23 protein-coding genes are annotated in these 22,869 nt (G+C 42.8%); 15 read left to right on the forward strand and 8 right to left on the reverse strand.

Going from position 1 to position 22,869, the window contains the following annotated elements; translation table 11 throughout:
* Positions 1–133: 133 nt before the first annotated feature.
* From ACW6QF_RS00280 to ACW6QF_RS00330, 11 genes are all read left to right on the forward strand, one after another.
* On the forward strand, positions 134–1,087 hold the full coding sequence (locus tag ACW6QF_RS00280; RefSeq protein WP_456086382.1) for a tyrosine-type recombinase/integrase: 954 nt from the start codon (positions 134–136) through the stop codon (positions 1,085–1,087).
* 366 nt (positions 1,088–1,453) lie between these two features.
* Positions 1,454–2,212 carry a DNA-binding domain-containing protein gene (locus tag ACW6QF_RS00285; RefSeq protein WP_456086383.1) on the forward strand — a complete coding sequence of 253 codons (759 nt, stop codon included), beginning with the start codon at positions 1,454–1,456 and terminating at the stop codon, positions 2,210–2,212.
* 200 nt (positions 2,213–2,412) lie between these two features.
* The gene (locus tag ACW6QF_RS00290; RefSeq protein WP_456086384.1) at positions 2,413–2,748 is read left to right on the forward strand and encodes a hypothetical protein; all 336 of its coding nucleotides are present in this window, start codon (positions 2,413–2,415) and stop codon (positions 2,746–2,748) included.
* 72 nt (positions 2,749–2,820) lie between these two features.
* Entirely contained in the window at positions 2,821–3,957 is a 1,137-nt protein-coding gene (locus ACW6QF_RS00295; protein WP_456086385.1) for a WG repeat-containing protein, read from the forward strand.
* Positions 3,958–3,962: 5 nt separating this feature from the next.
* Positions 3,963–4,271, forward strand: coding sequence for a tetratricopeptide repeat protein (locus tag ACW6QF_RS00300; protein WP_456086386.1), 309 nt, complete (start codon positions 3,963–3,965; stop codon positions 4,269–4,271).
* Positions 4,235–4,426, forward strand: coding sequence for a tetratricopeptide repeat protein (locus tag ACW6QF_RS00305; RefSeq protein ID WP_456086387.1), 192 nt, complete (start codon positions 4,235–4,237; stop codon positions 4,424–4,426). The genes ACW6QF_RS00300 and ACW6QF_RS00305 overlap by 37 nt, the downstream gene beginning before the upstream one ends.
* Before the next feature lie 76 nt (positions 4,427–4,502).
* Complete coding sequence (locus tag ACW6QF_RS00310) at positions 4,503–5,138, forward strand: hypothetical protein (RefSeq protein WP_456086388.1); 636 nt, start codon at positions 4,503–4,505, stop codon at positions 5,136–5,138.
* A 3-nt stretch (positions 5,139–5,141) separates the two neighbouring features.
* A complete protein-coding gene (locus ACW6QF_RS00315; RefSeq protein ID WP_456086389.1) occupies positions 5,142–6,035 on the forward strand; it encodes a hypothetical protein in 894 nt (297 codons plus the stop codon).
* A 10-nt stretch (positions 6,036–6,045) separates the two neighbouring features.
* Positions 6,046–7,962, forward strand: a complete 1,917-nt coding sequence (locus ACW6QF_RS00320) for a BACON domain-containing protein (RefSeq protein WP_456086390.1) — start codon at positions 6,046–6,048, stop codon at positions 7,960–7,962.
* 117 nt (positions 7,963–8,079) lie between these two features.
* Complete coding sequence (locus ACW6QF_RS00325) at positions 8,080–9,138, forward strand: hypothetical protein (RefSeq protein WP_456086391.1); 1,059 nt, start codon at positions 8,080–8,082, stop codon at positions 9,136–9,138.
* Positions 9,139–9,474: 336 nt separating this feature from the next.
* Complete coding sequence (locus tag ACW6QF_RS00330) at positions 9,475–12,954, forward strand: leucine-rich repeat protein (RefSeq protein ID WP_456086392.1); 3,480 nt, start codon at positions 9,475–9,477, stop codon at positions 12,952–12,954.
* A gap of 208 nt (positions 12,955–13,162) precedes the next feature.
* On the opposite strand, the gene ACW6QF_RS00335 is transcribed toward ACW6QF_RS00330, so the two are convergent.
* Positions 13,163–13,456, reverse strand: a complete 294-nt coding sequence (locus ACW6QF_RS00335; protein ID WP_298546509.1) for a nucleotidyltransferase family protein — start codon at positions 13,454–13,456, stop codon at positions 13,163–13,165.
* Positions 13,457–13,712: 256 nt separating this feature from the next.
* Between ACW6QF_RS00335 and ACW6QF_RS00340 the strand changes: the two genes are divergently transcribed.
* Complete coding sequence (locus ACW6QF_RS00340; RefSeq protein ID WP_298546507.1) at positions 13,713–14,366, forward strand: DUF4136 domain-containing protein; 654 nt, start codon at positions 13,713–13,715, stop codon at positions 14,364–14,366.
* Between the two features lie 33 nt (positions 14,367–14,399).
* On the forward strand, positions 14,400–15,029 hold the full coding sequence (locus ACW6QF_RS00345) for an outer membrane beta-barrel protein (protein WP_298546505.1): 630 nt from the start codon (positions 14,400–14,402) through the stop codon (positions 15,027–15,029).
* Positions 15,030–15,109: 80 nt separating this feature from the next.
* Here ACW6QF_RS00345 and ACW6QF_RS00350 read toward each other — a convergent pair whose 3' ends face one another.
* From ACW6QF_RS00350 to ACW6QF_RS00380, 7 genes are all read right to left on the reverse strand, one after another.
* Complete coding sequence (locus ACW6QF_RS00350) at positions 15,110–15,751, reverse strand: hypothetical protein (RefSeq protein WP_298546503.1); 642 nt, start codon at positions 15,749–15,751, stop codon at positions 15,110–15,112.
* A complete protein-coding gene (locus tag ACW6QF_RS00355) occupies positions 15,732–16,538 on the reverse strand; it encodes a metallophosphoesterase family protein (protein WP_456086393.1) in 807 nt (268 codons plus the stop codon). Before ACW6QF_RS00355 ends, ACW6QF_RS00350 begins: the two co-directional genes overlap by 20 nt.
* Before the next feature lie 156 nt (positions 16,539–16,694).
* The gene (locus ACW6QF_RS00360) at positions 16,695–17,630 is read right to left on the reverse strand and encodes a phosphatase PAP2 family protein (protein ID WP_456086394.1); all 936 of its coding nucleotides are present in this window, start codon (positions 17,628–17,630) and stop codon (positions 16,695–16,697) included.
* Positions 17,627–18,310: a CDP-alcohol phosphatidyltransferase family protein gene (locus ACW6QF_RS00365; protein WP_456086395.1), complete on the reverse strand. Its 684-nt coding sequence runs from the start codon at positions 18,308–18,310 to the stop codon at positions 17,627–17,629. The genes ACW6QF_RS00360 and ACW6QF_RS00365 overlap by 4 nt, the downstream gene beginning before the upstream one ends.
* Positions 18,311–18,326: 16 nt before the next feature.
* A complete protein-coding gene (locus tag ACW6QF_RS00370; protein WP_298546495.1) occupies positions 18,327–18,833 on the reverse strand; it encodes a GtrA family protein in 507 nt (168 codons plus the stop codon).
* The gene (locus tag ACW6QF_RS00375; protein ID WP_298546493.1) at positions 18,818–19,291 is read right to left on the reverse strand and encodes a phosphatidylglycerophosphatase A family protein; all 474 of its coding nucleotides are present in this window, start codon (positions 19,289–19,291) and stop codon (positions 18,818–18,820) included. The genes ACW6QF_RS00370 and ACW6QF_RS00375 overlap by 16 nt, the downstream gene beginning before the upstream one ends.
* A 204-nt stretch (positions 19,292–19,495) precedes the next feature.
* Positions 19,496–20,788: an inositol-3-phosphate synthase gene (locus ACW6QF_RS00380; protein WP_298546491.1), complete on the reverse strand. Its 1,293-nt coding sequence runs from the start codon at positions 20,786–20,788 to the stop codon at positions 19,496–19,498.
* A gap of 402 nt (positions 20,789–21,190) precedes the next feature.
* Here ACW6QF_RS00380 and ACW6QF_RS00385 point away from each other — a divergent pair, with 402 nt between their 5' ends.
* Positions 21,191–21,436, forward strand: a complete 246-nt coding sequence (locus ACW6QF_RS00385) for an RNA recognition motif domain-containing protein (RefSeq protein WP_298546489.1) — start codon at positions 21,191–21,193, stop codon at positions 21,434–21,436.
* A 109-nt stretch (positions 21,437–21,545) separates the two neighbouring features.
* Entirely contained in the window at positions 21,546–22,796 is a 1,251-nt protein-coding gene (locus ACW6QF_RS00390) for a hypothetical protein (protein WP_456086396.1), read from the forward strand.
* Positions 22,797–22,869 lie beyond the last annotated feature (73 nt).

Consider the following 22,869-nt stretch of genomic DNA (forward strand, 5'->3'; position numbering starts at 1 on the left):
TCTATAAATAAGGAGAGTCTATCGAAACTTGTTTTTGATGGACTCTCCTTTTTATCGGGAGAGGCAAATGGTTATTGGCAACCCATTATTCCTTAGGTTTGTTGTATATTCATTTCATTAAAACAAATGTGATATGACAACAAACATCATGAAACAATTATCAGCGAAATCCTCCATATTCGATTGGATGGATACATTGATCAGCCGCAAACGGCAGGCTGGTAAAGATGCGACGGCAGATTTGTATCGGGCTACCCGCAATTGGTTATGGAAATATTCCAATGGACGCGGTATTCCTGTCCGGCAGATCGGCCCTTCCGTAGTAGATGGCTTTGTTTGCTATCTTCGTGGCTTACACTCTCTTCGTGCAAACACGATCAATTCCTACTTGAGCGGTTTTCGCGCGATGTATAACCAGATTATCCGTGAGATCGGCTATAGGCCCTGTCTCCTTCCTTTCGGGCATATCGTAATCCGTTTGGAAAAAACGGTCAAACGCGCTGTTCGGTTGGATGTGTTGGAGAATGTGACCAAGCTGGATTTGCAACACGAACCGGACTTGAAATTGGCTGCCGATCTTTGTGCCTTTTCTTTTATGGCTTGCGGGATACCTTTTGTCGATCTGGCGCATTTGACTCATGAAAATATTGAGGGGAATATGTTGATTTACCACCGGACAAAGACACGAACGTTGATTCGTATGGAGTTGACCCAGGGAATGCGGCTTCTGTTGGATAAATATGCGTCGATCGGCAGTCCGTATCTTTTCCCTATCTTATCCGGAAAAAAGGTGAGCTATGAACGCTATAAAGCCTTGTTACGAAAATATAATAACAATCTGAAAGAATTGGGCAGGCGTTTGGACATCACAGTGCCCTTTACATCGTATGTGATCCGGCACACATGGGCAACAGAAGCACATCGGCATCTTATTCCGATTGCACTTATCAGCCAGGCATTGGGGCATACGTCAGAAAAAACGACTCATTATTATGTCGCTCAACTGGACCAATCCGAATTGAGCAAAGCGAACGCGATAATTACAAAAACAATAGATCAATTAATATTGAGGCGGGAATACCCTTAATTATGATATAAGGGTGGTTTATTATCTTTGAAAATGCTGTTTATAGACAGCCGCCTTTAAAGATGTGACAAAGATAGATATATTATTTTGGAAAAAACATACTTTAAAATAACAAATTTACCTGCTTATTTTTAAGTGGATGCTTTTTTTATTGCTTTTAAGCACGTGAAAGGTTGGAACATCAGATTTTTGATGTTCAACTATATTGTGGAAACCAGATTGAAGGTAAACTTTGTTGTCTGAAAGGGGAGAATTTAAAGAAAAAGCAGAACTGGTCGTACTTATTTCCCTTATATCATAATTAAGGGTATTTCATTATGATTACAAATAACATTCGTCTGATTGACGAATATTAAATTTTATATTATGGCAACAGAAAAGACCATTTTGGCAGTCGACTTGTACGACAATGTGTTAACCGAAAAACCGGGTGATTATACCGGTAAAGTACGTATAACCGGAACAATCCGTAATAAAGAAATTGCGGCTCGTATCGTGGCGAAACGGACGGAATACCGTCCCGAAACCATTGAAAACATCTTAGGCATGGCTGATGAAGAGAAACGTGGTGCCATTGCCGAAGGCAAGAGCGTGGTGGACGGTGTGGGGCAGTATCTTCTGAACATTGGCGGTTCGTTCGATGGTAAAAAGTCCGACTACAAGTCGCCGGACAATAAATTAGGCGTCACGTTCACCCCCGCTGCAGCCTTGTGGAAAGTCTTGGACAACATCTATGTCAATGCCGATATCGCCACCGTAGGTCCGATGATCGAAAGCATCACCGACTCCACCACCGGCGAAAAGAACGGCCAGTTGACGCCCGGTGCTCCTGCGATCATAACAGGCAGCAACGTCCTGCTGAAAGGCGATGATCCTTCAGTCGGTATTTTCTTCACGCCCGAAGCCGGAGGCGATCCGGTCAAAGTCCCTTTGGTCGTGACGAATACGAAGTCGCAGATCATTATCTCCCTCCCGCAACTAACAGACGGCCAGTACTATCTGAGCATGACGACACAGGCCGGTCCGAACTATACGACCGTAAAATCCCCTCGCAGCTATCAGTTCCCGATCCTCCTGACGGTCGGTGATCCGGGAGGCGAAGAGGAACGTCCCGGAGAACTGTAAGGACGTCCGTATGTTATTGTCGTTGATATGAGGGTTGCCATCCCTCCGGATATCACCCTTCATATCACCGGGGATAGCACCTGACCTATCAGAGGGGATGATAGCGGTCATATCCCCGGGGATATGAGGGTACCATAGAAAAAATGTTAAAACTTCTCGATAGAGAGGAGTTTATATTCTATAACTAAATAATAAAAAATATGGAAGATTTTAATGTGTTTCAGGCTATATCTGGATTTTTGGGATTATTCACTTTTGCGTTTATGATCCTTTGTGTGATTCTGTTTTTTAAGGTGTGGGGGATGACGGATGATGTGAGAGCTATCAAACAGCGTTATTTCTTGGAATCGCGTAAACGTATGCATAACCCTAAAAAGCAATATCTTTTCGCGGTAGGCGATTTAGTCGTAGATAAAAGCGGAAAACAAATGCGGGTAAAAGAAATAGTTGATGGTCTTTATTCCTGTTATACGGGAGGAGGTACCATATATGTCGGTGATTTTGAAGAACAGGAGTTGAGAAAGTTTGAAGAGTGAGGTCTTTATACGAATGAAGCGTGATTATAAGTCATATAGGAAATGTAACATTAATAATAGAAATAGACAATGATGGAAAAAGTATTTGTTTATCTGTGCAGCCTGTTGTTGATGACATCTTGTGTTGATGGTGGATCAGGCAAGGGTAATTTATTAGAAAATATCCGATTGTTTCCGGTAATGAAGAAGGAACGAGGAAATACGACGTATGCATATGTCGACCCGACAGGGAAAGAGGTGTTTATGTCTCCGTTCGTGGAAGTTCCGGGGCTGTTCTATGACGGATTGGCGAAAGGCAAGATCAGCCACCGCGAATCGAAAGGCGGGACATGGCGTTACATTGATGAGCAAGGTAATGTAGTAATCGATGCTTCGGATTATATCGAGGCGTCTGACTTCTCGGAAGGCATCGCTTGGTGTGAAAAACCGGGTGGCCATTGGGTGGCGATCGATACTTCAGGCAAGATTCTATTTGAATTGGGGGGCAAGCCGATGGGGCTTTTCAGTGAAGGTTTAGCGGCTTGCAGGATTGGAGGGAAAGGAGTGTTTGTCGACAAGCAAGGACGGGTTGTGCTGGAACCGGAAGGTAATATATATGAATTCTCTTCTCAATTTGTGAACGGCTTGTGTTGCGTATATCAGTCCAATAGGTATGGAGCAATCGACAAGACTGGTAAGTTGGTTGTCGACTTTGTCTCGAAAGAACCGGTCATGGCGGATCGCAACGGGAATGTGGTGGTCCGTGTGGATGGCCAATGTGCTTTGGTTGACAAGAAATCCAATATCCTGATCCCCGGCGGAAAGTTCAAGGATATCGTAAATGACGGTAAATGGTATAAGGTCAGCGAAGACGGCGAGCTGTACGGCTGGTGCGATGAGAAAGGAAACATGAAGATCGAATACAAGGTCCAAGGGGGGCGGCAGTGGCCTTATGATGATTTGTTTCTGGGTAATGATTACGCGTATGTCCAGATCGGGCAGAAGCATTTCATGATGGACCGGAATGGGGAGACAAAGCCTGCCCCTTCGATATCGTTGGACGGGGCGTTCGTGAACGGGTGCAGTTTCGTCAGTGGCATTAACGGCGTGAAGATGATCAATGATTCCTGGCAGAAGATAGGAGGCCCTTATAGGGGAGAGGTCCCGCTGAATAAAAGCCAGGCTTATGGCTTGTTCCAAGGGGGACATGTGGATTATGCAATAAGATAACAAGAATGGGCAAAGATGATAGAAGATTATGGGTACATATTTATTTGTCCTTGACAGAAAAAGCAGCCTCGTTAGATTATATAGAAGCGCAATATATGGCAGGTATAGTCTATGGTTTTGGTCTCCTCGAAATCGATTTGCAAGCCGACTTCGCTAAAGCAATTATGTGGTATGAAAAAGCGGCAGAAAAGGACCACATTGAGGCTAAGGGGAAATTAGGGTTGATCTATTTAAAGGCTCTGAATATTTCAAAGTCAAAGGAGACATCATTCCTGACTTGGATAAGGCGATCCATTATTTTGCAGAAGCTGTAGAGGGTGGATTTGCGAAATCCCAATGTTTGTTAGCTGAAATGTACGAAAAAGGGAATGGGGTTTCGAAAGATATCGAAAAGGCCAAGTATTGGTATCAGAAAGCTGCGGAACAAGGCGATGAAATCGCCACAAAGAGATTGAAGATGCTTAAATGATCAGAAATGTAGAATTCAAGTAAATATAAATTTGGGCAAGGGAATCATATTCCCTTGCCCGCAAATAAATAACATTATGAATAAGAGTATTTTTATTTTGACAATGATGTCTTTGACTTCATTTGTATTATTTTCTTCTTGTGGAGGATCTAAAAACGCTCCTGTCGCATCTTATCCGGAATATACAAGTGAAGGGAAAGCAAAAGCTAATGTGGTGACAAAGGTCGATGATACCGATGAGTGCGAGAATGCTGTTTTGGAGTGCCCTCCTAATGAGTTTAGGGCTTATGGCTCCGCTATCAGTGTAAGTCGTGACCTTGGACGGACGAAAGTAATATCAAGGGCAAAAAACCAATTGATTTCAGATTTGAGTGCTCTGATTTTATCTGTCGTAGAAGATTATGTACAAGAGTACATAAAAGACAAAAATTTTTCATTATCGGAATCTACAAAACGATATATATCTTCTGTTTCAGAGAGGATGTTAGAAAATAATAATATCGTTTGCAATAAAACGTATTTACGTTCAGACGGGAATTATGAATGTATTGTTTGCATTTCCATACAAAAAGAAGATGTGGAAAACATTGCAGAGGATGCGGCTATTTCAGAGAGTGAGAAAATGAAAATTGATTTTGACAAGGAAACGTTTCTTAATAGCCAAAAAGATAAAATAGACAGATATCGCAAGCAAAAAGGGATGAATGACTAAATTATGAGAAAAAATATATTTTTATTTTTATTCCTGTTTTTTTGTGTGAATATATCTATTCAATCACAGCAAAAATCAGCTCGGTTGCGTCCGACATGGTTAACAGCATCATTACCCACTCCAAAATCATTTTCATATATATTCTTGGATGCTTCAGGAATGGGGAAAACGTTGGAAGAAGCCCGTCAGCATTCATTTGTCAACTTGTCATCCCGATTGGAATATGAACATGGATTGAGAGTGAATAGTGTGATCAAGGTAGAGAGCGATGCAACCATAGAAAGCCTTGCTACCACAAATAACGGAACCTTTGAAGAACGTATTCATGAAACATTTCAGATGGAGTGTACCGAAAACGGTAAAGAAATCAATATGACGACTCGTGTAATCGATGAATATTGGGAACGGGACGGGCAAGGATATGTATGCTACGTACTTTACACGGTTTCAGACAATAACTATACCGGAGGAAGTTATGATGACGACATAACGTTGACAACCTCGTATGGTGCAAAAGGTTTCTTTTATTCATTGATTCCAGGCGTAGGACAACTTTATAAAGGTAGTAAACTGAAAGGAGGATTGATTCTGGGAGGAAGCGCCGCTTGTGCCGGTATGATTGTTGTCGCTGAAAACCAACGTTCTTCATACATAAAGAAAATGCGAGAAAAACCTAATTATAAAGAGTTTTACAACGATAAAGCAGGAAATTGGGAAAATATACGCAACGGGTTTATCGGAGCTGCTACGGTTTTGTATGTATATAATTTAATAGACGCAGCTGTAGCTCCCGGTCGTCGACGCGTCATTGTAAAGAAAAAACAGTATGTCGATTTCTCTATGGTGCCCATGTGGGACACAGACCATGTTGGAATGGCATTAGTCATGAATTTTTAAACACGTTATGATGATGAAACATTTATATTATCTTATATCCTTTTTAATTGTTATAACCGCATGTACAAAAGATCCGGAAGTCATGACCGGAAATATATTGGGTATTGTCACCGAATCAGGTAATGGAACAAGCCCTTTATCCGGAGTCAATGTCAATATTACATCCAACGGGTTGAGTGCGACAACCGGAAGTACCGGTCAATTCTCTTTTCGGGATTTGGAACCGAATACGTACACCCTCCATTTTATGAAAGAAGGTTTTGTGGCAAACACTCGGTCGGTGACAGTTATTGCCGGACAGGATGCGAATTGTGACGTACAATTGGTAGCCGAACAAAGAGAGGCAGACATCCAAATCACACCCTCTTCAATCAATTTCGGCACAACACAAAGTGAAATGTCGGTGATCATAACCAACAAGGGTAAGGCGGAAACCGAATGGTCGTTAGAGTTCGGGAATAATAGTTGGGTTACAGCCAGCCCTTTATCCGGACGAATCGCCAGCAACAAAACACAAAGTATTGTCTTTTCCGTTGACAGGAACAAACTGTCGGAAACCAAATCAATAGTAGTCAACTTGTCTGCATTCGGTAATTCATTCCCTATTTCCATTTCGTGCTCTGCAAAAAATACTAAATCGGAAATGAAGATCGATCCGACTGTATTGGACTTCTCCGATACTTCGTCGGAATTGCCGTTGACGATTGAAAATAAAGGAGATGCTGACTTGGAATGGGTGTTGTCGGGTTTGTCGGAAACTTGCTTGTCAGTACCTGAAACAAGTGGGAAAGTGGCACCCGGTGGAAAAGAAATAGTGCAGGTGAAATTAAATCGCCAGATAATGCCCGAAATTCTGAACACGACATTTGTCATTTCGGACGGAACCAGAGAAGAAGCCATTACCGCAAAGGGAAGCAAAGCAAAAGCGATGATGGTCGTTTCCCCGTCACTGCTTGATTTTGGTGAAGATAAATCTGAATTATCGTTTAACATCACTAATGCAGGAAATGCCGAATTGGATTGGATGATTCAAAACCTGCCGGAATCTTGTTTGTCCTTATCTGCAACTTCCGGGAAGATTCAAGCGCAAAAAGCAGTGACTGTAACTATGAAACTGAATCGGCAAACAATGCCTTCAACTCTCAACACGACGTTCACGGTCACAGACGGGAATAGGAAAGAGACGGTTACGGTAACCGGTTCAAAAGGCAGTGGGACAGCCGGTTTGGCAGTCCCTAACGGTTTATATACATACTACAAATTCGATAGTGATTTCAATGATGCGACAGAAAACGAAATACATGGGTTCGGAAGCAATAGCCCTGCTTTCGTTACCGGGATCACTTCCGATTCAAAAGCACTAAAATTCAGTCGTACAAATAACAGTTCATTTGTAGTGCCTAAACCTATTATTGATTCCAAGAAAATGACGATAGCCTTTTGGGGTAAAGATTTTGGAGATGGCAACATATTTTATATGCTTTCCTCCATCCAGAATACGCCTATGTTCACTTTAAGCATGAGTAATGGTTCTTTGAAATTTGTTGTTACACGATATGATAATGTTTATCAGTATGCCAAGACCGGAACTTTTACTCATCCGTCTCTGACAGATGGAAAGTGGCATCATGTTGCTTTGGTTTCGGACTTTGAAGATGCTGGGATTTCAACAATTACAACTGTTCTGTATGTTGATGGGCAAGCTGTTGATACAATCACCGAATATGCCAACCATTATAGTGAAAATGGAGGAGGCCAATCTTCTTACGGCACAGGAACCAAGTTTGTCATGGGGGGAAGCATTGATTTAGGCAACAGCACTGTTTCCCTGAATGGCACTAATATGTGCATTGATAATTTCAGAGTGTACGATACTCGCAAATTGTCGGCATCGGAAGTAAAAAGCATTTATGACGCAAAGCAATAGATTATTCTATCCACTCCAATGAAGTTGCCAATCAGGCAACTTCATTTTTAACATCTATGCCACACTTATAGAACAGTACAAGCAGAGGTAGTTCGTTTACAATTAAATAAATAGAACATGAATATAACAAAAAGTGATACACCGCAAACATCTGCTAAGATGAAAATATTTTTCATCTGCATTGAGATATTGTTACTAATAGCAACTGCTTTCTCCGTTCTTGGCATGATGGCTGGAAGTGTAAAAATTTCGAATACATTATTACCTTCCAATATGTTTAATTATGAGGGATGGCTATGTTACGTATTTGGAACAGTTAGCGTTGCTGGATTTATTGGAGGTATTTTTATGGCTATACGTGGCCTTTTTGCGACAAAAGTCGAAAGTTATGAAATTTCTTCCAAAGGAATCAGAGAGACATCAGATGGTTGTATGGCTCAACTTATGTCGGTATTTATTACTCCTCCGTTGATGGCTTTTATTACTTATGCATTTTCTTATTATCTATTTTGGATGATTTTGGAATCTGGTGCATATTTATTACCTTATATTATTGGTATATTACTCATATTTGGAGCTGTTATTTATCTAATAAAGATTTGGAAATATAAAAAAATACCATTAAATGGCCAGTTGGTTATTTCTTTTAGTATTCTGCTGCTATATGGGGGTATAGCATTCTTTCTTACAAATGGCGTCTCGTTAAATGATGGCATCCAGCAAATAGAAACTATGACAAATAGTATTACTACTTCTTTAAATGAAAGGGGGGAATCCTTTGATGATTTTCGGAAACGCTTTACGAGCGATGTGGATTTCCAGTGGAGCCGGGTCAAATTTCCGTTGGGGACATTGGATTTAGGAGGGGCAGAAAAGTGTCCTTACACGAAAGATTGCTGGGTATTGCGTATAGGTGTAGAGGCTTTTAAGATCGGACATACGGAGGAAAATGACGGTGAATTTGTTTGGGATGCCAGATTCGTTTTCCAAGGAGAAGATAAGGTCATTTATACAGATGAATATTCCGGAATATGGTACAACAAAGACACATTCACATTTGAACGGATCGGCGGAGAATGGTATGTTACGGCGCATGAGGTCGTATTCCCTACGATGTTAACAGTTGATGAGTTTAAACAAAATGTGAGAGAGAATAATAAAAAATATGTGAAATAATAATATAGAAAGAATATGAATAGATTTTTACACACAAACATGAAACATCTATACAGATGTTTGATTGCATTAGCGAGTATCATGTTTCTGCCAATAATGGCGAGGGGGCAAATGGTAGAAATAAATACAGGTGTCAACCAAATTCAAGTCAATTTGTTGGATCGAGGATATGAACCTGGAAATATCACTCATTTAAAAGTTAGTGGGATAATAGATGTGCGTGATTTATGCTATATAAGGGATTATATATTTAATTTGGAAGAACTTGATTTATCCGGTATAACAAAAATTGAAGATTACCAAGGGAGATATACTCCTCCAGGATTAACAGGTGGCGTGGGCAGTGATCGAGATGGAGATCATTATTATCCTGCAAATGAATTGCCTCCCCAAGCTTTTTCTAAATGGGTAAACGGACGTGTGACCGGTTGGAATAACCCCTTGCCTAAACTTAAAAAAGTCATATTGCCATCTTGTATCATATCGATCGGTGAGTATGCTTTCTATGTCAATAAGGGGATAGAAAATATATTGATTGGAGAGGATAATCTGTATTTTAAAACAATTGATGGCGTTTTATACGATAAAGAAGGAAAAACTCTTCTGCAATACCCGTTGGGACGTAAAGGTGATTTTACATTACCTGCTTCCGTGACAAAGATAGAAAGCATGGGAATGAACGATGCTTCTTTTACAAATTTGACACTCCAAACAGCAAATCCTCCGGAATTGACTTCTTCTCCTTTTAAAGCCACTACTGTTTGGATACCTAAAGGTTCATTAGCTGCTTATCGGGCTCATGGGTATTGGAGGAATTATACGTTAAGAGAAATTGGAGGTGTGGATCCCGCATTGACTGTAACAAAAGGTGAGGTGGATCATTTTGCGGGAGGTTATGCCTTGCAAGACAAAGGAAAGCAGGGTTGGATGACATTTGTGAAATCTGTAGCAGATGCTGGATTATACATTCGTTTGCAATTGAAAGATAAAAGTTGGACGTCAGCCATTACAATGGAATATGCAGATGAATATTTAGGCGAACGTGGAACTTGTTCGTTTGATGAGAATGGAGTTGCTTGGATTCCGCTAATGGGTAGAAAAGCTGAAAAATGCTTATGGCTTACATCGAATAAAGTGGGGGCAATGGAATATAAAATTGATATTTATGATGACCAGAAACTTCAGTCGTTATATTCCGAAGATAGTGTTTTTCATTTCATAACGAAACTTGTTGCTGAAAGTTCCGGTAATGTTGAAGGTGAAGTAGGAAATATTCTGTCATTCAGCTTGAATCTCAGTAATGTAGGAGTTTTTAGAGGACAATCTTGTGACCTTACTATTTATGCAGATAGACTGCCTGTTGAAAGTACCACTATTTGTTATCTGGAGAATGGTCAGAGTAAACAGATTTCTATGGAGGCGAACAATGGCAGCAAAACAAATACGCGGGGAAAAATTACTTTAGCGTTGGAAGAAAAAGATTATTTGTTCACGATATGTTCTACAATTGAAACACAAGGAGGGTTGTCATTTTCACTTAACAATGAAAATGACTTATCGTATTATGTCACCGGACCTGATGGTATTAGTGTTTATATAGCTAACACATCGGATTTAAATGCTTTTTTTATCTCTGGTCAATTGAAATACAAGGTGACAGGCGATAATACTGTTTCCGTACTCGGTCCGGATGTTGCTGAAGGTTCCGGACAGCAAGGAAATGACAATGATTCGTGGACGGTGACGGATTGTGTGATACCGGCGACCGTTTCCTATAACGGAAAGGATTATGCCGTAAAAGCAATAGAAGACGAAGCTTTCAGCGGTGCGTTGAACATGAAATCCATTTCTTTGCCGGAAGGGCTGGTGAAAATCGGATATGAAGCGTTTTATCGTTGTTATGGATTACAATCTTTGCATATTCCGGCCAGTGTAGTGTCGATCGACACGGAGGACTCGGAAGCCTTTTTTAGCAAATTGGATGTAGAAACGATAACGGTGGCGAATGGCAATCCGAAATTTACAGCAGAAAACAACATTTTGTACAACAAGGCTAAAACCCAAGTGCTATGGTCTGCTTATCTGCCGTCAGACAAGGAAATGGTACTTCCGGAAACGGTAACGGATATCCGTGCGTATGCTTTTGCTTATCAGGATCATTTGACGAGCATGACGTGTCCGGCAGGAATAAAGATTATCGGCAGTAATGCCTTTGCTGATTGCGAAAGTTTGACGACCTTGCGTTTTCGAGGGGAGATCCCGCCGTCCTTAGGCGATGAGGCATTCTCTGGGGTAGAGGCAAGCGGGCTGACGGTATATGTCCCGAAAGGATCGAAGCCTTTGTATGAGAAATGGAATATCTTCTCTGACATTGTAGAGGAAGGAGGAAGTGAGGAGCCGATAGGGGGTGAATTCACCATCGGGCAGCTCAAATACACCGTCATCGGCAAGGATGAAGTCGCCATATCCGGTGTGACGGACAAAACGCCTGCTTACTATGATATCAAGCAAACGGTTACATACGAAAGTATTGTCTACAAAGTGACAACTGTCGGTAAAGAGGCATTTAAGGGGTGTACGAACTTGGTGCGCTTCAATCCGGAAAGTATCCGTATGGTGATCGATTCTGTGGGTGAAAAGGCTTTCGACGGATGCAGCAGGTTGTCGAATCTTATTTTTTCGGAAGGATTGAAGACAATCGGTGATTATGCTTTTAACGGATGTGCTTCGTTAGGGGCTATCGATATACCTGCCAGCGTAACGTATATTGGTGAGGGTGTGTTCGATGATTGCAGCAAGCTTTCTCAGATCAGGGTGAAGACTGCCAACAAACGCTATTCATCCGGCAATGGTGTCCTTTACAATAGAGACATGACGACCTTGTTGGTTTATCCGAATATGCGGGGGAAAACATACACCGTTCCACAAGGAGTCACACGGATTGAGAGTTTTGCTTTTTATAATTGCACGAACCTCGAATCCGTCACGCTTCCGGATGGTTTGGTGTCTATCGGTGATGGTGCGTTTGACGGCTGTACGAGGCTGGTAAGCCTTACTTTGCCAGCCAGCCTGAAAAGCATCGGCATGGGGATTGTCGATCATTGCGAAAAGACATTGAAAGAACTCCATAGCAAGATGGTGCAACCTCTTTCTTTAGGTGAATATCCAGAATATGCTTTCTTCTATTATTCGAAACAAAGCGACATTTGTACTCTCTATGTCCCGAAAGGCTCTAAAGACAATTATTCGAAGGCTGCCGGCTGGAAGAACTTCAAGCGTATTGTGGAAGAGGGAGAAAGCATGAATCCGGAAGTTCCGGAGAGGACCGACAGCACTCTCACTGTCGTTTGGGAACCAGTTGCCGAAGCGACTGATTATGTTCTTAATATTTATCGGGATGCTGCTAAAACAGAGCTGATAGCGACTTATACGTTTGATGCCAACGGAAAATTGAAGTCTACAGGATTCTCTTATCAGTTAAAAGGCTTGGAAGCCGGTTCGACCTATTATATCGAAACGACAGCTGTCAAGCAGGCCAATGGCGAAACGGTTATCCTGGCACAAAGTACGACGGTTGCAGAAACAACCGGGAGTTCTGTCGGCAATGAAGAAGTCTCTGTGAACAAGCCGCAGATTCGTATAGGGAATGGACAAATATGGATACAATCGCCTTTGGAAACTGAGGTTAGGATTTACAATCTGTCCGGCTATTGTATCTGCGCCAAACGGATATCCGGAACGTCTTCGATCCGCCTCTCTTCCGGAATGTATATTGTTCTGATAGGAGAGGTGCGTTATAAGATCGTAGTCCGGTAGTTTATTATTCTATTTGCAGACATAAGAGGATAGAATATTTTATAGAGCGGAGTCTTTCATTAGATTCCGCTCTTTTTTGTCGTATCTTCGATGTCAGTAATTATGCGTTTGATAACCTTATGGAGGATAGGAATATCATTTTTGCAAATGTTGAATAATGGATAAAGACTGGTCTATCAGACCTAATGTGTGTAATACAAGCTCTCTGTCAAACATATATACCCTCCTTTATTATTCTTTGTTTCAGGAAAGCATCCATTTTATTTCGCAAACGGACTATATCGACAGAACAGCCCAATAATTCTTCCAAATCATTTTTTATACCGGACAAGGCGAAAAAACCTTTTAGTTCTCCTTCTATATAAATATCAATGTCACTATTTTCGTTTTGTTCCTGACGGGCAACAGAACCAAATATACCCATTCTGATAATTCCATATTTGGAGGCATTATTTTTCATATACTTTTTTAATAAGGCGATATATTCTGTTGTCGTTTTCATTTTTATTGATCTGGATGTCTAATGGCAAAGATAGTAATTGTTTACAAATATGCAATATAGCTGTTGTGGGAATCTTTTTATGTAACATAACGAACTACTTTAACAGTCGTTTATAACCGTTCCAAAATCTTCAGACAAGTTAATTAACACTCTTGAAAAGGGAGAATGCAAACCTTTTTTAGTTCATGTTGTTTAAATAGTAACTTATATATAAGTGCACAAATAATAGTATAAACTGTTTTAAACGTTGAATGAGATGAAAAAGATTCTTCCTTTTTTCTTATTGGTTCTTTTACTGGCGTCTTGCCAGAAGGACCCGGACATGTCAAAACTAAGCGATGATTTCGTAGTATTCACAGATCACAACAAGGATGCTAATTTCGAATCGTTTGCAACTTTCTACATTCCTGATAGTGTAATGGTTATCGGTAATAGTGAAAAACCGGAATTCTGGAGTGCAACTGAAGCTGACGATATCGTCTCTACTTTGGTTAATGGCATGGAAGGTCGTGGTTACACACGTACACTGGATAAAGAAGCCGCAGATCTGGGTTTGCAGGTTTCTTTCGTGAAAAATGTAAATTACTTTACCAACTATCATGACAATCCTTACTGGTGGTGGGGATATCCGGGATATAACTGGTGGTATGGCTACTGGGGTAACTGGACCGGAGCATGGAATGGATGGTACTATCCGTATCCTGTCGTCTACAGCTATAGCGTAGGTTCTTTATTGGTTGAGCTGGTCGACTTGAAAGCTCCGCAGCCAAAATCTACAGATGCTAAACTTCCGGTTCTCTGGACTGCTTACATGACTGGCTTGCTGTCCGGTTCCGACAAGGTAAATATCCAACTTTCTACCCGTGCCATCGAGCAGGCTTTTGTACAGTCACCGTACTTGAAAAAATAATTAAACGCGAATTAAAAGATAAATTTGAGTCTTATGAAAAAGATATATAAATCAATAAAATTAATCGCTTTACTTGTTGCCTGTTTAGCGATACCTTCTCTGGCTGGAGCCCAGGTTGTAAAGAACATGTATTTTAATGTGGACTGGCAGATCAACTCGCCGTTCAGCCAGAATTTCTCTGACAAGACAAGCGGTTGGGGTGCACATGCTGAAGCCGGTTATTATGTAGTTCCTAATTTCTCGGTAGGTGCATTTATCTCTTATCATACCAATAATAAGTATATCGATCGCCAGACATTGCCGGTAAGTTCTACATCGGCTATCACTTCCGATCAGCAGCATTCTATCTTCCAGTTGCCTTTCGGTGCGGCTTTCCGTTACAACGTAGCTCCCGAAAGTCAGTTCCAGCCTTATGCCGGTGTGCAGTTGGGGGCAAGCTACAGTGAAATGTCGACTTATATGAATGTGATGAAAGTTTACGACCGTAACTGGGGTTTCTACGTATCTCCCGAAATCGGTATGAATATGTATTTTACTCCTCAGAAACAGATCGGTCTGCATATCGCTGCCTACTATAATTATGCAACCAATAAAGGTGAAGTCCTGAGTTATTCGATCGATGGGTTGAATAACTGGGGTATCCGCTTAGGTCTTGCATTCTAATGCGAAGTTTGTTCTTTTAAGTGTTTTATGTAGTTTATGGGGAACGGGAGGCTGTCGTAATGGCACCTCCCGTTTTTGTTTTACAGGATTTGCAGTTTGAGGCCGAACGAGAGGCTCAGATAGTCTTTGGGTTTCAGGTAACCGTTTCCGATCTTGTTTATCAGATACAGGTCGCAGGTGCTGAGTTCGTAAAAGAAAGAGATGGATTTGTGCCAGCTCTTATTGGTATCTAACTTCAATGTGAATCGCTCTCCTATGAAGACATGGGTACGGATACGGGTGGAAAACCAGTAGTAACCTTGCGGATATTTGTCCGGCTGTTTGCCCCAGAAGTCGCGGTCTAACAGAGTATTGATATAGACACCGCAGGCGAGAGGTTCGAAAGACAACTTGTCGGCGATATGGATGTTCCAGGGGTAATAATTCTGTTTGAGCGTAAGGGTTGCCATAGCGTGGCGATCCGAATTGCGGGGAACTATTCCCAAATATACGTCTGTTTCCCAGTGATTGCGATAATAATTCCAACCTGTTCCGAGTGAAAGCATACCCATCGATCCGGCAAACTGGAATTTGGTATAGCGGGGAATGAGCTTTTCCCATCTGGAAATGTATTTTTCCACACGTTTCTTATATCGCATATCTTCCTCGATTTCCTCTTGTGCCTGTAAAGTGCCGGCCAGGAAAAGAAATACTATCGTCCATTTAAAAATCGATAACTTCATACGTGTAGTTGTCCGGGGTTAGGGTGAATAATAGGTAGTTGCGTTTGGCTATATTGCTACAGCCGTAGTAAATGATCCCGTCGTCAAAAAGGTCTTCCACTTGCAACTGATGGTTATGCGCATTCAGGCAGAATAGCAAAGAGGGAAATTCGCGGATATACAGCTGAAATACGTCTTTTACGTTATTGTCGAATTGTTCGCTTCCGGGGCGTGCATGCATGGCGACGACCGTACGGCTGTAATGACGGCTACTGTCTTGCAGTTCCTCTTTCAGGAAACCGAAGTCGGGGACAGGATGGGAATAGTCGTACTCGATCGCATTGGTGTTGAGGCAAACGAATTTGATGTCCCGGACGATAAAGGAAAAGTTCTCTTCTCCGAACAGATTGTTGAAAACCTGGTCGCCATTGCCGATTACGTCATGATTGCCGATCAATCCGACATACGGGATATCGAGTTTCGACAGGATATCGACAGCCCACTCATATTCTTTCTTCATACCGAACTCGGTATAGTCTCCTCCGTGTATGATGAAATCGATGCTGTCTTTTTTAGTATTGATATGTTTTACGAAATCTTCCGTCTCGTCGTAGCTGCGTTGTGTGTCGCCCATCAGGACGAAGCGGATCGTGTCTTTATCTTTTGTCGCCGCCTCGATAAGCGGGATGTTGTTGCCGTTGATATCGCGTTCGGAAATGGTGAGCCGGCCGTCATACGGATGGTAATCGATCAGGTCGCATGCGGATAAGAGCATGCTTAGGAATAATGACAGAGTTTGTTTATACATGACATCCTAACTTTTAGTTGCGGCAAAGTTAAGATGTCATGCCACTTCAAAAATGGTCGGGATGCAATGAATAATGTGCCAATAAACTAATATGCCAATATGCCAATGAAAGATTCTTTCATATTGGCACATCCGGCATATTGTTTAATTGGTATGCTATTTAATGTAATGATAATACCGGTTGAAGAAGTTCTTGAACCAGCCTGTCTTCATCAATCCTTTCTCGAAAAGCAGGATTCCTAAGAGAGCGCAACAGATTCCCAATGTTACATCTATAATATAGTGATGTGAGGTGTAAACCGCCGTTCCCCAAATTCCCGCCATGATGATGGCAAACAGGATGATCACAAATTTATTGCATTTATCGATAACCGCATAGCATAGCGCCACGACCATATATGCGGCATGTAATGACGGGACTGCCGCGAATACGTTCGCGTTGCGGCCATAGATGGAATCGAAGATCGAAAGGCCGGTCAATGCGTCGAACCTGCCGAGGCCGGCAACATTGCCCGGTGTGTCGAGTATCGGTTCGAATCCATAATTGATAGCATACCAAGGTGGCGCTGCCGGATGGATATAATACCCGGCAAAGCCGATCAGGTTGACGAACAGGAATACCATCGAGAAGCGGAGATACAAACTACGGTCTCCCTTGAGATAGAGCCACAGCCCGAAAGCGATCGGAACCGGGACCCAGCAGAGGTAAAATATACCAGCAAGGAAGTCCGCTATCTGGCAATTATGGATCGCGAAATACTCGCAAGGAATCAGGATATTCCCATTATCGTTTATGCCGAACAGGCTTTTTTCCAGGTTATACAGGCTTTCCACATCGATCGGGTTCGCCTCGTAGTTCGGGAAAACACGCATCCAGTCGTATGAAATGCCGAAAAGAGCGAACGGCAACAAGGCAACAGCCAACTTACGGGTTGTCTTGCTGGCAAAGAAGAGGAGCAAGTACAGGCCGACCATGAACACATGCTCCGGACGCAATCCGATACATACGGCTGTCAGTAAAAGAAACAGCGCTGTCAGGCCGATAACAGTCCCTGCCTCCTTCTTTGACGGGAGTACAATTGTGTCTTTCATTCGTTCCCTTTGCTGCTCAATAGTTTACGACAATGGTTCAGGCGTGCGAATGCCGTGATGTTGGAGAATATCGCAACGACCAGCAAAGGAATGACGAATATCATGATCGGTTCGAACGTTTCGTTGTTCTCCATCATGGGTGCGAAGATACCGCAGCAAAGAGCTCCTAATCCGGTCAACACCACGCGTTCGGGACGTTGCATGAAGCCGACTTTGCATTCAAGTCCCAACCCTTCGGCACGGGCGCGGACATAGCTTACCATCAGTGAACCGATCAAAGCAATGAAGGCGACGATCGAACTGATGACATATCCCTGGTTGATCAGATAGAAACAGATCCCGAAGAAAACCGTCAGTTCGCTGTAGCGGTCCAGGACCGAATCGTATAAGGCGCCGAACGTGGAACTCATTTTTCCGATACGCGCTACCTGTCCGTCCATCATGTCGAACAGCCCGGCAAACAGGATGATGCCGCCACCCCAGCCGATATAGTAGAAATCATCTCGTTCTCCCTTCATTCCGGCATAAAGGAATATGCAGGCAGCCACAATATTCAGGATTAATCCTGTCGTCGTAATAAAATTGGGGGTGATCCCAATTTTAATCATTCCATGTACGATCGGGTTGATGATCTTGTAGATCGTCTGTTGCAACCAATCTCTAAAAACTTTGAATTTCATATTTTACTATTTGTTTCTATTTTGAATTCGCTTTCTGGAAACGGCCTTTGATCCTACAGTTCTTGTAGACAAAGACACGTTGCATATTATAGTTCCAAAGAAATCCGACAAGCAGCGAGACGACTATCTTGGAGAAGACGAACAAGTCGTCGATATAGTGTTTCAGCGTCTCCTGGACCCAAGGATTCCTGCTGATCGTTTCCGTCATGAAGTAGATCCCCCAGGTATTCAGCAAAATACTACCGATCCAGACCAATATGTATTTTACCATCACATGCCGTTTCTTGCATTCTTTGGATTTGAATGTCCATTTATAATTGATGATGCAGTTCACGATCCCGCCGCAGACAGATCCCGTGAAGGTCGCATACACGTAATAAATTCCAAATAATTTGACCAACAAGATTGTAACCAGAAAGTCTGTTGCGCTGGCGATCTGCGAAGAAAATTGGGCGCGTATGAACATGAATATCCCGCCTTTCTCCGAAAACGCTCTTGCACTTTTCTTTATCCAATCAACCATCTTGCACCGATTAACAGGATGAGGCTGTATATTCCAGCCAAAATATCATCCATCATGACTCCGACTCCGCCCTTGAAGCTTTCCATCTTGCGGATGCCCAACGGCTTGAAAATATCGAACAGGCGGAATAGCGCGAATGCCGCCAGTGCATACCACAGGTTACCTGCCGGGGCTGCCAGAAGCGGAATCCAGACACCTACCATCTCGTCTACCACTACCCGCGAAGGATCTTCTCCCCAAATGGGTTCGACTGCGTTTGCCGAACGGATGCCGGCAATCGTAAAAACGCCGACCAGCAAAGCGGTTATAATAAGAAGCAGGGTAGGAGATACGGCGCAAGACAATGCAAGCCAGATCAGCGTGGCTAATAAGGCCCCTGCCGTTCCCGGAGCAAACGGAGAAAAGCCGGAGCCAAAGCCTGTTGCTATAATAATATGAATTAGTGGAACTCTTTTCATCCTGTCAGTAAAATGTGTGCAAAGTTATAAAAATAATAAAACTTTCCCCCTTATCCGGGAGAAAGTTCTATCGAGAATTCCATGCTGATGGAATTTTAGTTTCATAGGCATGGAACAAAAGTTTCATAGGCATGGAACAAAAGTTTCATAGGCATGGAACAAAAGTTTCATCCCTATGAAACTAAACTTGTATTACCTTGAATTTTAGTCCAGATAGTTAGGAGCTTTTTCTCCGATCATATCGCGCAGCGTCTGTTTAACCATTCTCCATTGCTGGAACAGGTCATGTACGGGCTGATGTTCGAAGTCGTGCATCGGGCTCTTGCAGAAGAACGACAACCAAGTCTGTATGCCACACATGCCGGCACGCAGGGCCAGATCGCTGAACAACACCAGGTCAAGCGCGATAGGAGCAGCCAGGATGGAGTCGCGGCAAAGGAAGTTCACCTTGATTTCCATCGGGTAGCCCATCCAACCGAAGATGTCGATATTGTCCCATGCTTCTTTATTGTCCTTGCGGGGTGGATAGTAGTTGATGCGTACCTTATGATATACGTCTCCATACAGGTCCGGGAATTTTTCGGGTTCGAAGATATTGTCGATGACAGACAGCTTGCTGACTTCCTTTGTCTTGAAGTTTGCGGGGTCATCCAATACTTCGCCGTCGCGGTTCCCTAAGATATTGGTGGAGAACCAGCCGCTTACGCCTAACATACGGGTTTTGAACATCGGAGCCAGTACCGTTTTCATCAAAGTCTGTCCGCTCTTGAAGTCCTTACCGGAGATAGGCACATTCATTTTCTTGGAGAATTCCCACATGGCGGGAGTGTCCACACACAGGTTGGGAGCACCCATGATGAACGGAGCGCCTTCTGCGATAGCGGCATAAGCGTAGCACATACTTGGAGAAACGGCTTCCGTATTGTTGTCCTTCATCGCTTTTTCCAAAGCGGCGAGAGACATGTGCTCGTCAGACAGCGGAATATAGATTTCCGTACTTGCAGCCCACAGGACGGCAATGCGTTCGCAGTTGTTGGCAGCCTTGAATTCGCGAATGTCCTGGCGGAGCTGTTCAACCATGTCCCAGCGGGTGGCAGCTTGTTTGATGTGCGTGCCGTTCAAACGCTTTGCCCAGTTATGGTCGAATGCGGCCGGCATCGGCTTGATTGCCTCCAATTCGTCTTTTACGCCGTTCAGGTCTTTTTCTTTCAGAACTTCTGCGTACATAGCCGCTTCGTATGCATTATCGGGGAAAATGTCCCATCCGCCGAAAACGATGTCATTCAGGTCGGTCAGAGGAACAATATCTTTGATCGCTTTTTCTTCTCCGTTTTCTAAACGCATTGTCGCTAACTGTGAGATTGAGCCGATAGGCTTTGCCAATCCTTTACGTGCAGCTAACGTACCTGTAATCATGGTAGTGGCAACTGCACCACCTACCCCAACAACCAGAATACCAAGTTTACCCTTGGCTTCTTTAACTTCGATTTTTTCCATGTCAAATTAAGTTCAAAATGATTGGGGACAAAATTAGGCTTTCTGGGTGAGACATAAAAGGCTATATGTCGGCTTAATTGGTCTGAAATACTATAAAATAGGCTTGTATTACTTATAATTGTACCGGAGCCTCTTTTTCCGGCTCCCCTTGATTGTAGGTCGATTCCCGGGGAAAAGTATGTTTAAAGAATCTTTTTTTGGATTGTTATGAATAATTTTTCCGCTTTTATAGTGCATTATCCATTTTAAATGCTTTCCTTTGTAACCGACAAGCAAAACTGTTTGTGTAGTTCTTTATCTCCGACTTAATATTCATAGCAGAATATGATTTAGCAGACATTGATCTTTCCTAAAAGTTTTATTGTTTCAATTTTTTTATTAATTATTTTATATCATTTTTGTATGAATATTTACATTGGTAACCTGAACTATCGGGTTAGAGAATCAGACTTACAACAGGTTTTGGAAGAGTATGGTACAGTTGAATCAGTTAAATTGATCATTGACCGTGACACTCGTCGTTCTAAAGGTTTTGCTTTTGCAGAACTTCCTAACGAAAACGAAGCAAAGAACGCTATCGAAGAATTGAACGGCGCTGAATACGAAGGTCGCCAGATGGTTGTAAAAGAAGCAACACCGAGACGCTAATAAAAGAATAGCATCAAAGTATATGAACGGGGATATGGACAAGATTCTATATCCCCGTTCTTCGTTTATTCCTTTTTAATTGTTACGTTTGCACTTAAATTAGCAGTTGATGAAAAGTGTTTTAAATATTTCCTGTTTGCGCATTAGCCTGTGTTTCCTGTTCTGTTTGACGGGAACTTCAATTGTCCCTACACTTCATGCCCAGATTCCGGAACGCGTATTCAAGACGGATTACCGGATCGATCCGGTAAAGAAGGGGGAACTTTCGGTCGAAATAGATAACCTGAGTTTCTTCAAGGATGACGAATATACCGGTTCGTTTATGAAAGGCTATACGTTGCCGGGGCTTTGGTTGCAGGCGAAGGCGGTCTATTATCCGTTGGAAATGCTGAAACTCGAAGCCGGTGTGCATCTGCAACGTTTCTGGGGGGCGAATCGCTATCCGAATATGGCTTACCAGGATATTGCGCATTGGAAAGGTGATCAGTACCAGAAAGGTTTTCATGCACTTCCCTGGTTCCGGGCGCAGGTGGCTTTGTCCGATCGTGTGAATATCGTGCTGGGCGATTTGTATGGGGCGGCCAATCATAACCTGATAGAGCCGTTGTACAATCCGGAACTGAATATGATTGCCGATCCGGAGATGGGATTGCAATTGTTGTATAATTCGCGCCGGTTCGATTTGGATGCGTGGGTGAACTGGGAAAGTTTTATTTTCAGGGAAGATGTCCACCAGGAAGCATTTACGGTCGGGTTGTCCGCCCGCTTCAAGTTCAACGATCCGGATTCGCGTTTTCATTTTTATGCTCCTTTGCAGGCTTTGGCCCAGCATCGGGGAGGGGAGATCGATACGATCCTGACCAATTCTGTCCAGACATTGATGAACGGTGCTGTCGGAGTCGGAGGCGTGTGGAACACAGGTCATGAGATATTCAAGAACGTGAATGTGGAGCTGGATGCCACCGGCTATTATCAGCAGGCCGGTAAGTTATGGCCTTTCGATAACGGTTATGGTGTATATGTACGCGCGTCTGCCGATATTTATGATTTCCGTGTGAAGACTTCCTATTGGAGATGCCATCAGTTTATTTCCATGTTCGGCAGTCCGTTTTACGGGGCTGTCTCGACATCCGATGAAGGTCTTGCCTTCGATGATCCTTCCTGTGTTTACTTTGGCTTGGAGTATTCGCGTGAATTGGCAAAAGGTTTCTCGCTTGGCATCGATCTGGACATATATGAACATCTGCCTGTCGTTTTTCGCGGTACGGAGCAGGATGGCTATAAATCGTTTGCCAAAACCAGTTTCTCTGCCGGAATTTATCTGCGGGTAAACCCGTCTTTCCTGATAAAGAAATTCTAAGGGTTAATAGTAATCCCGATTTCTGCCCAAACGGAACAGGGCGAAAAGCAGGGCTGCAATAATCGCCCTTGTT

It is taken from the genome of Parabacteroides sp. (genome assembly GCF_977054455.1).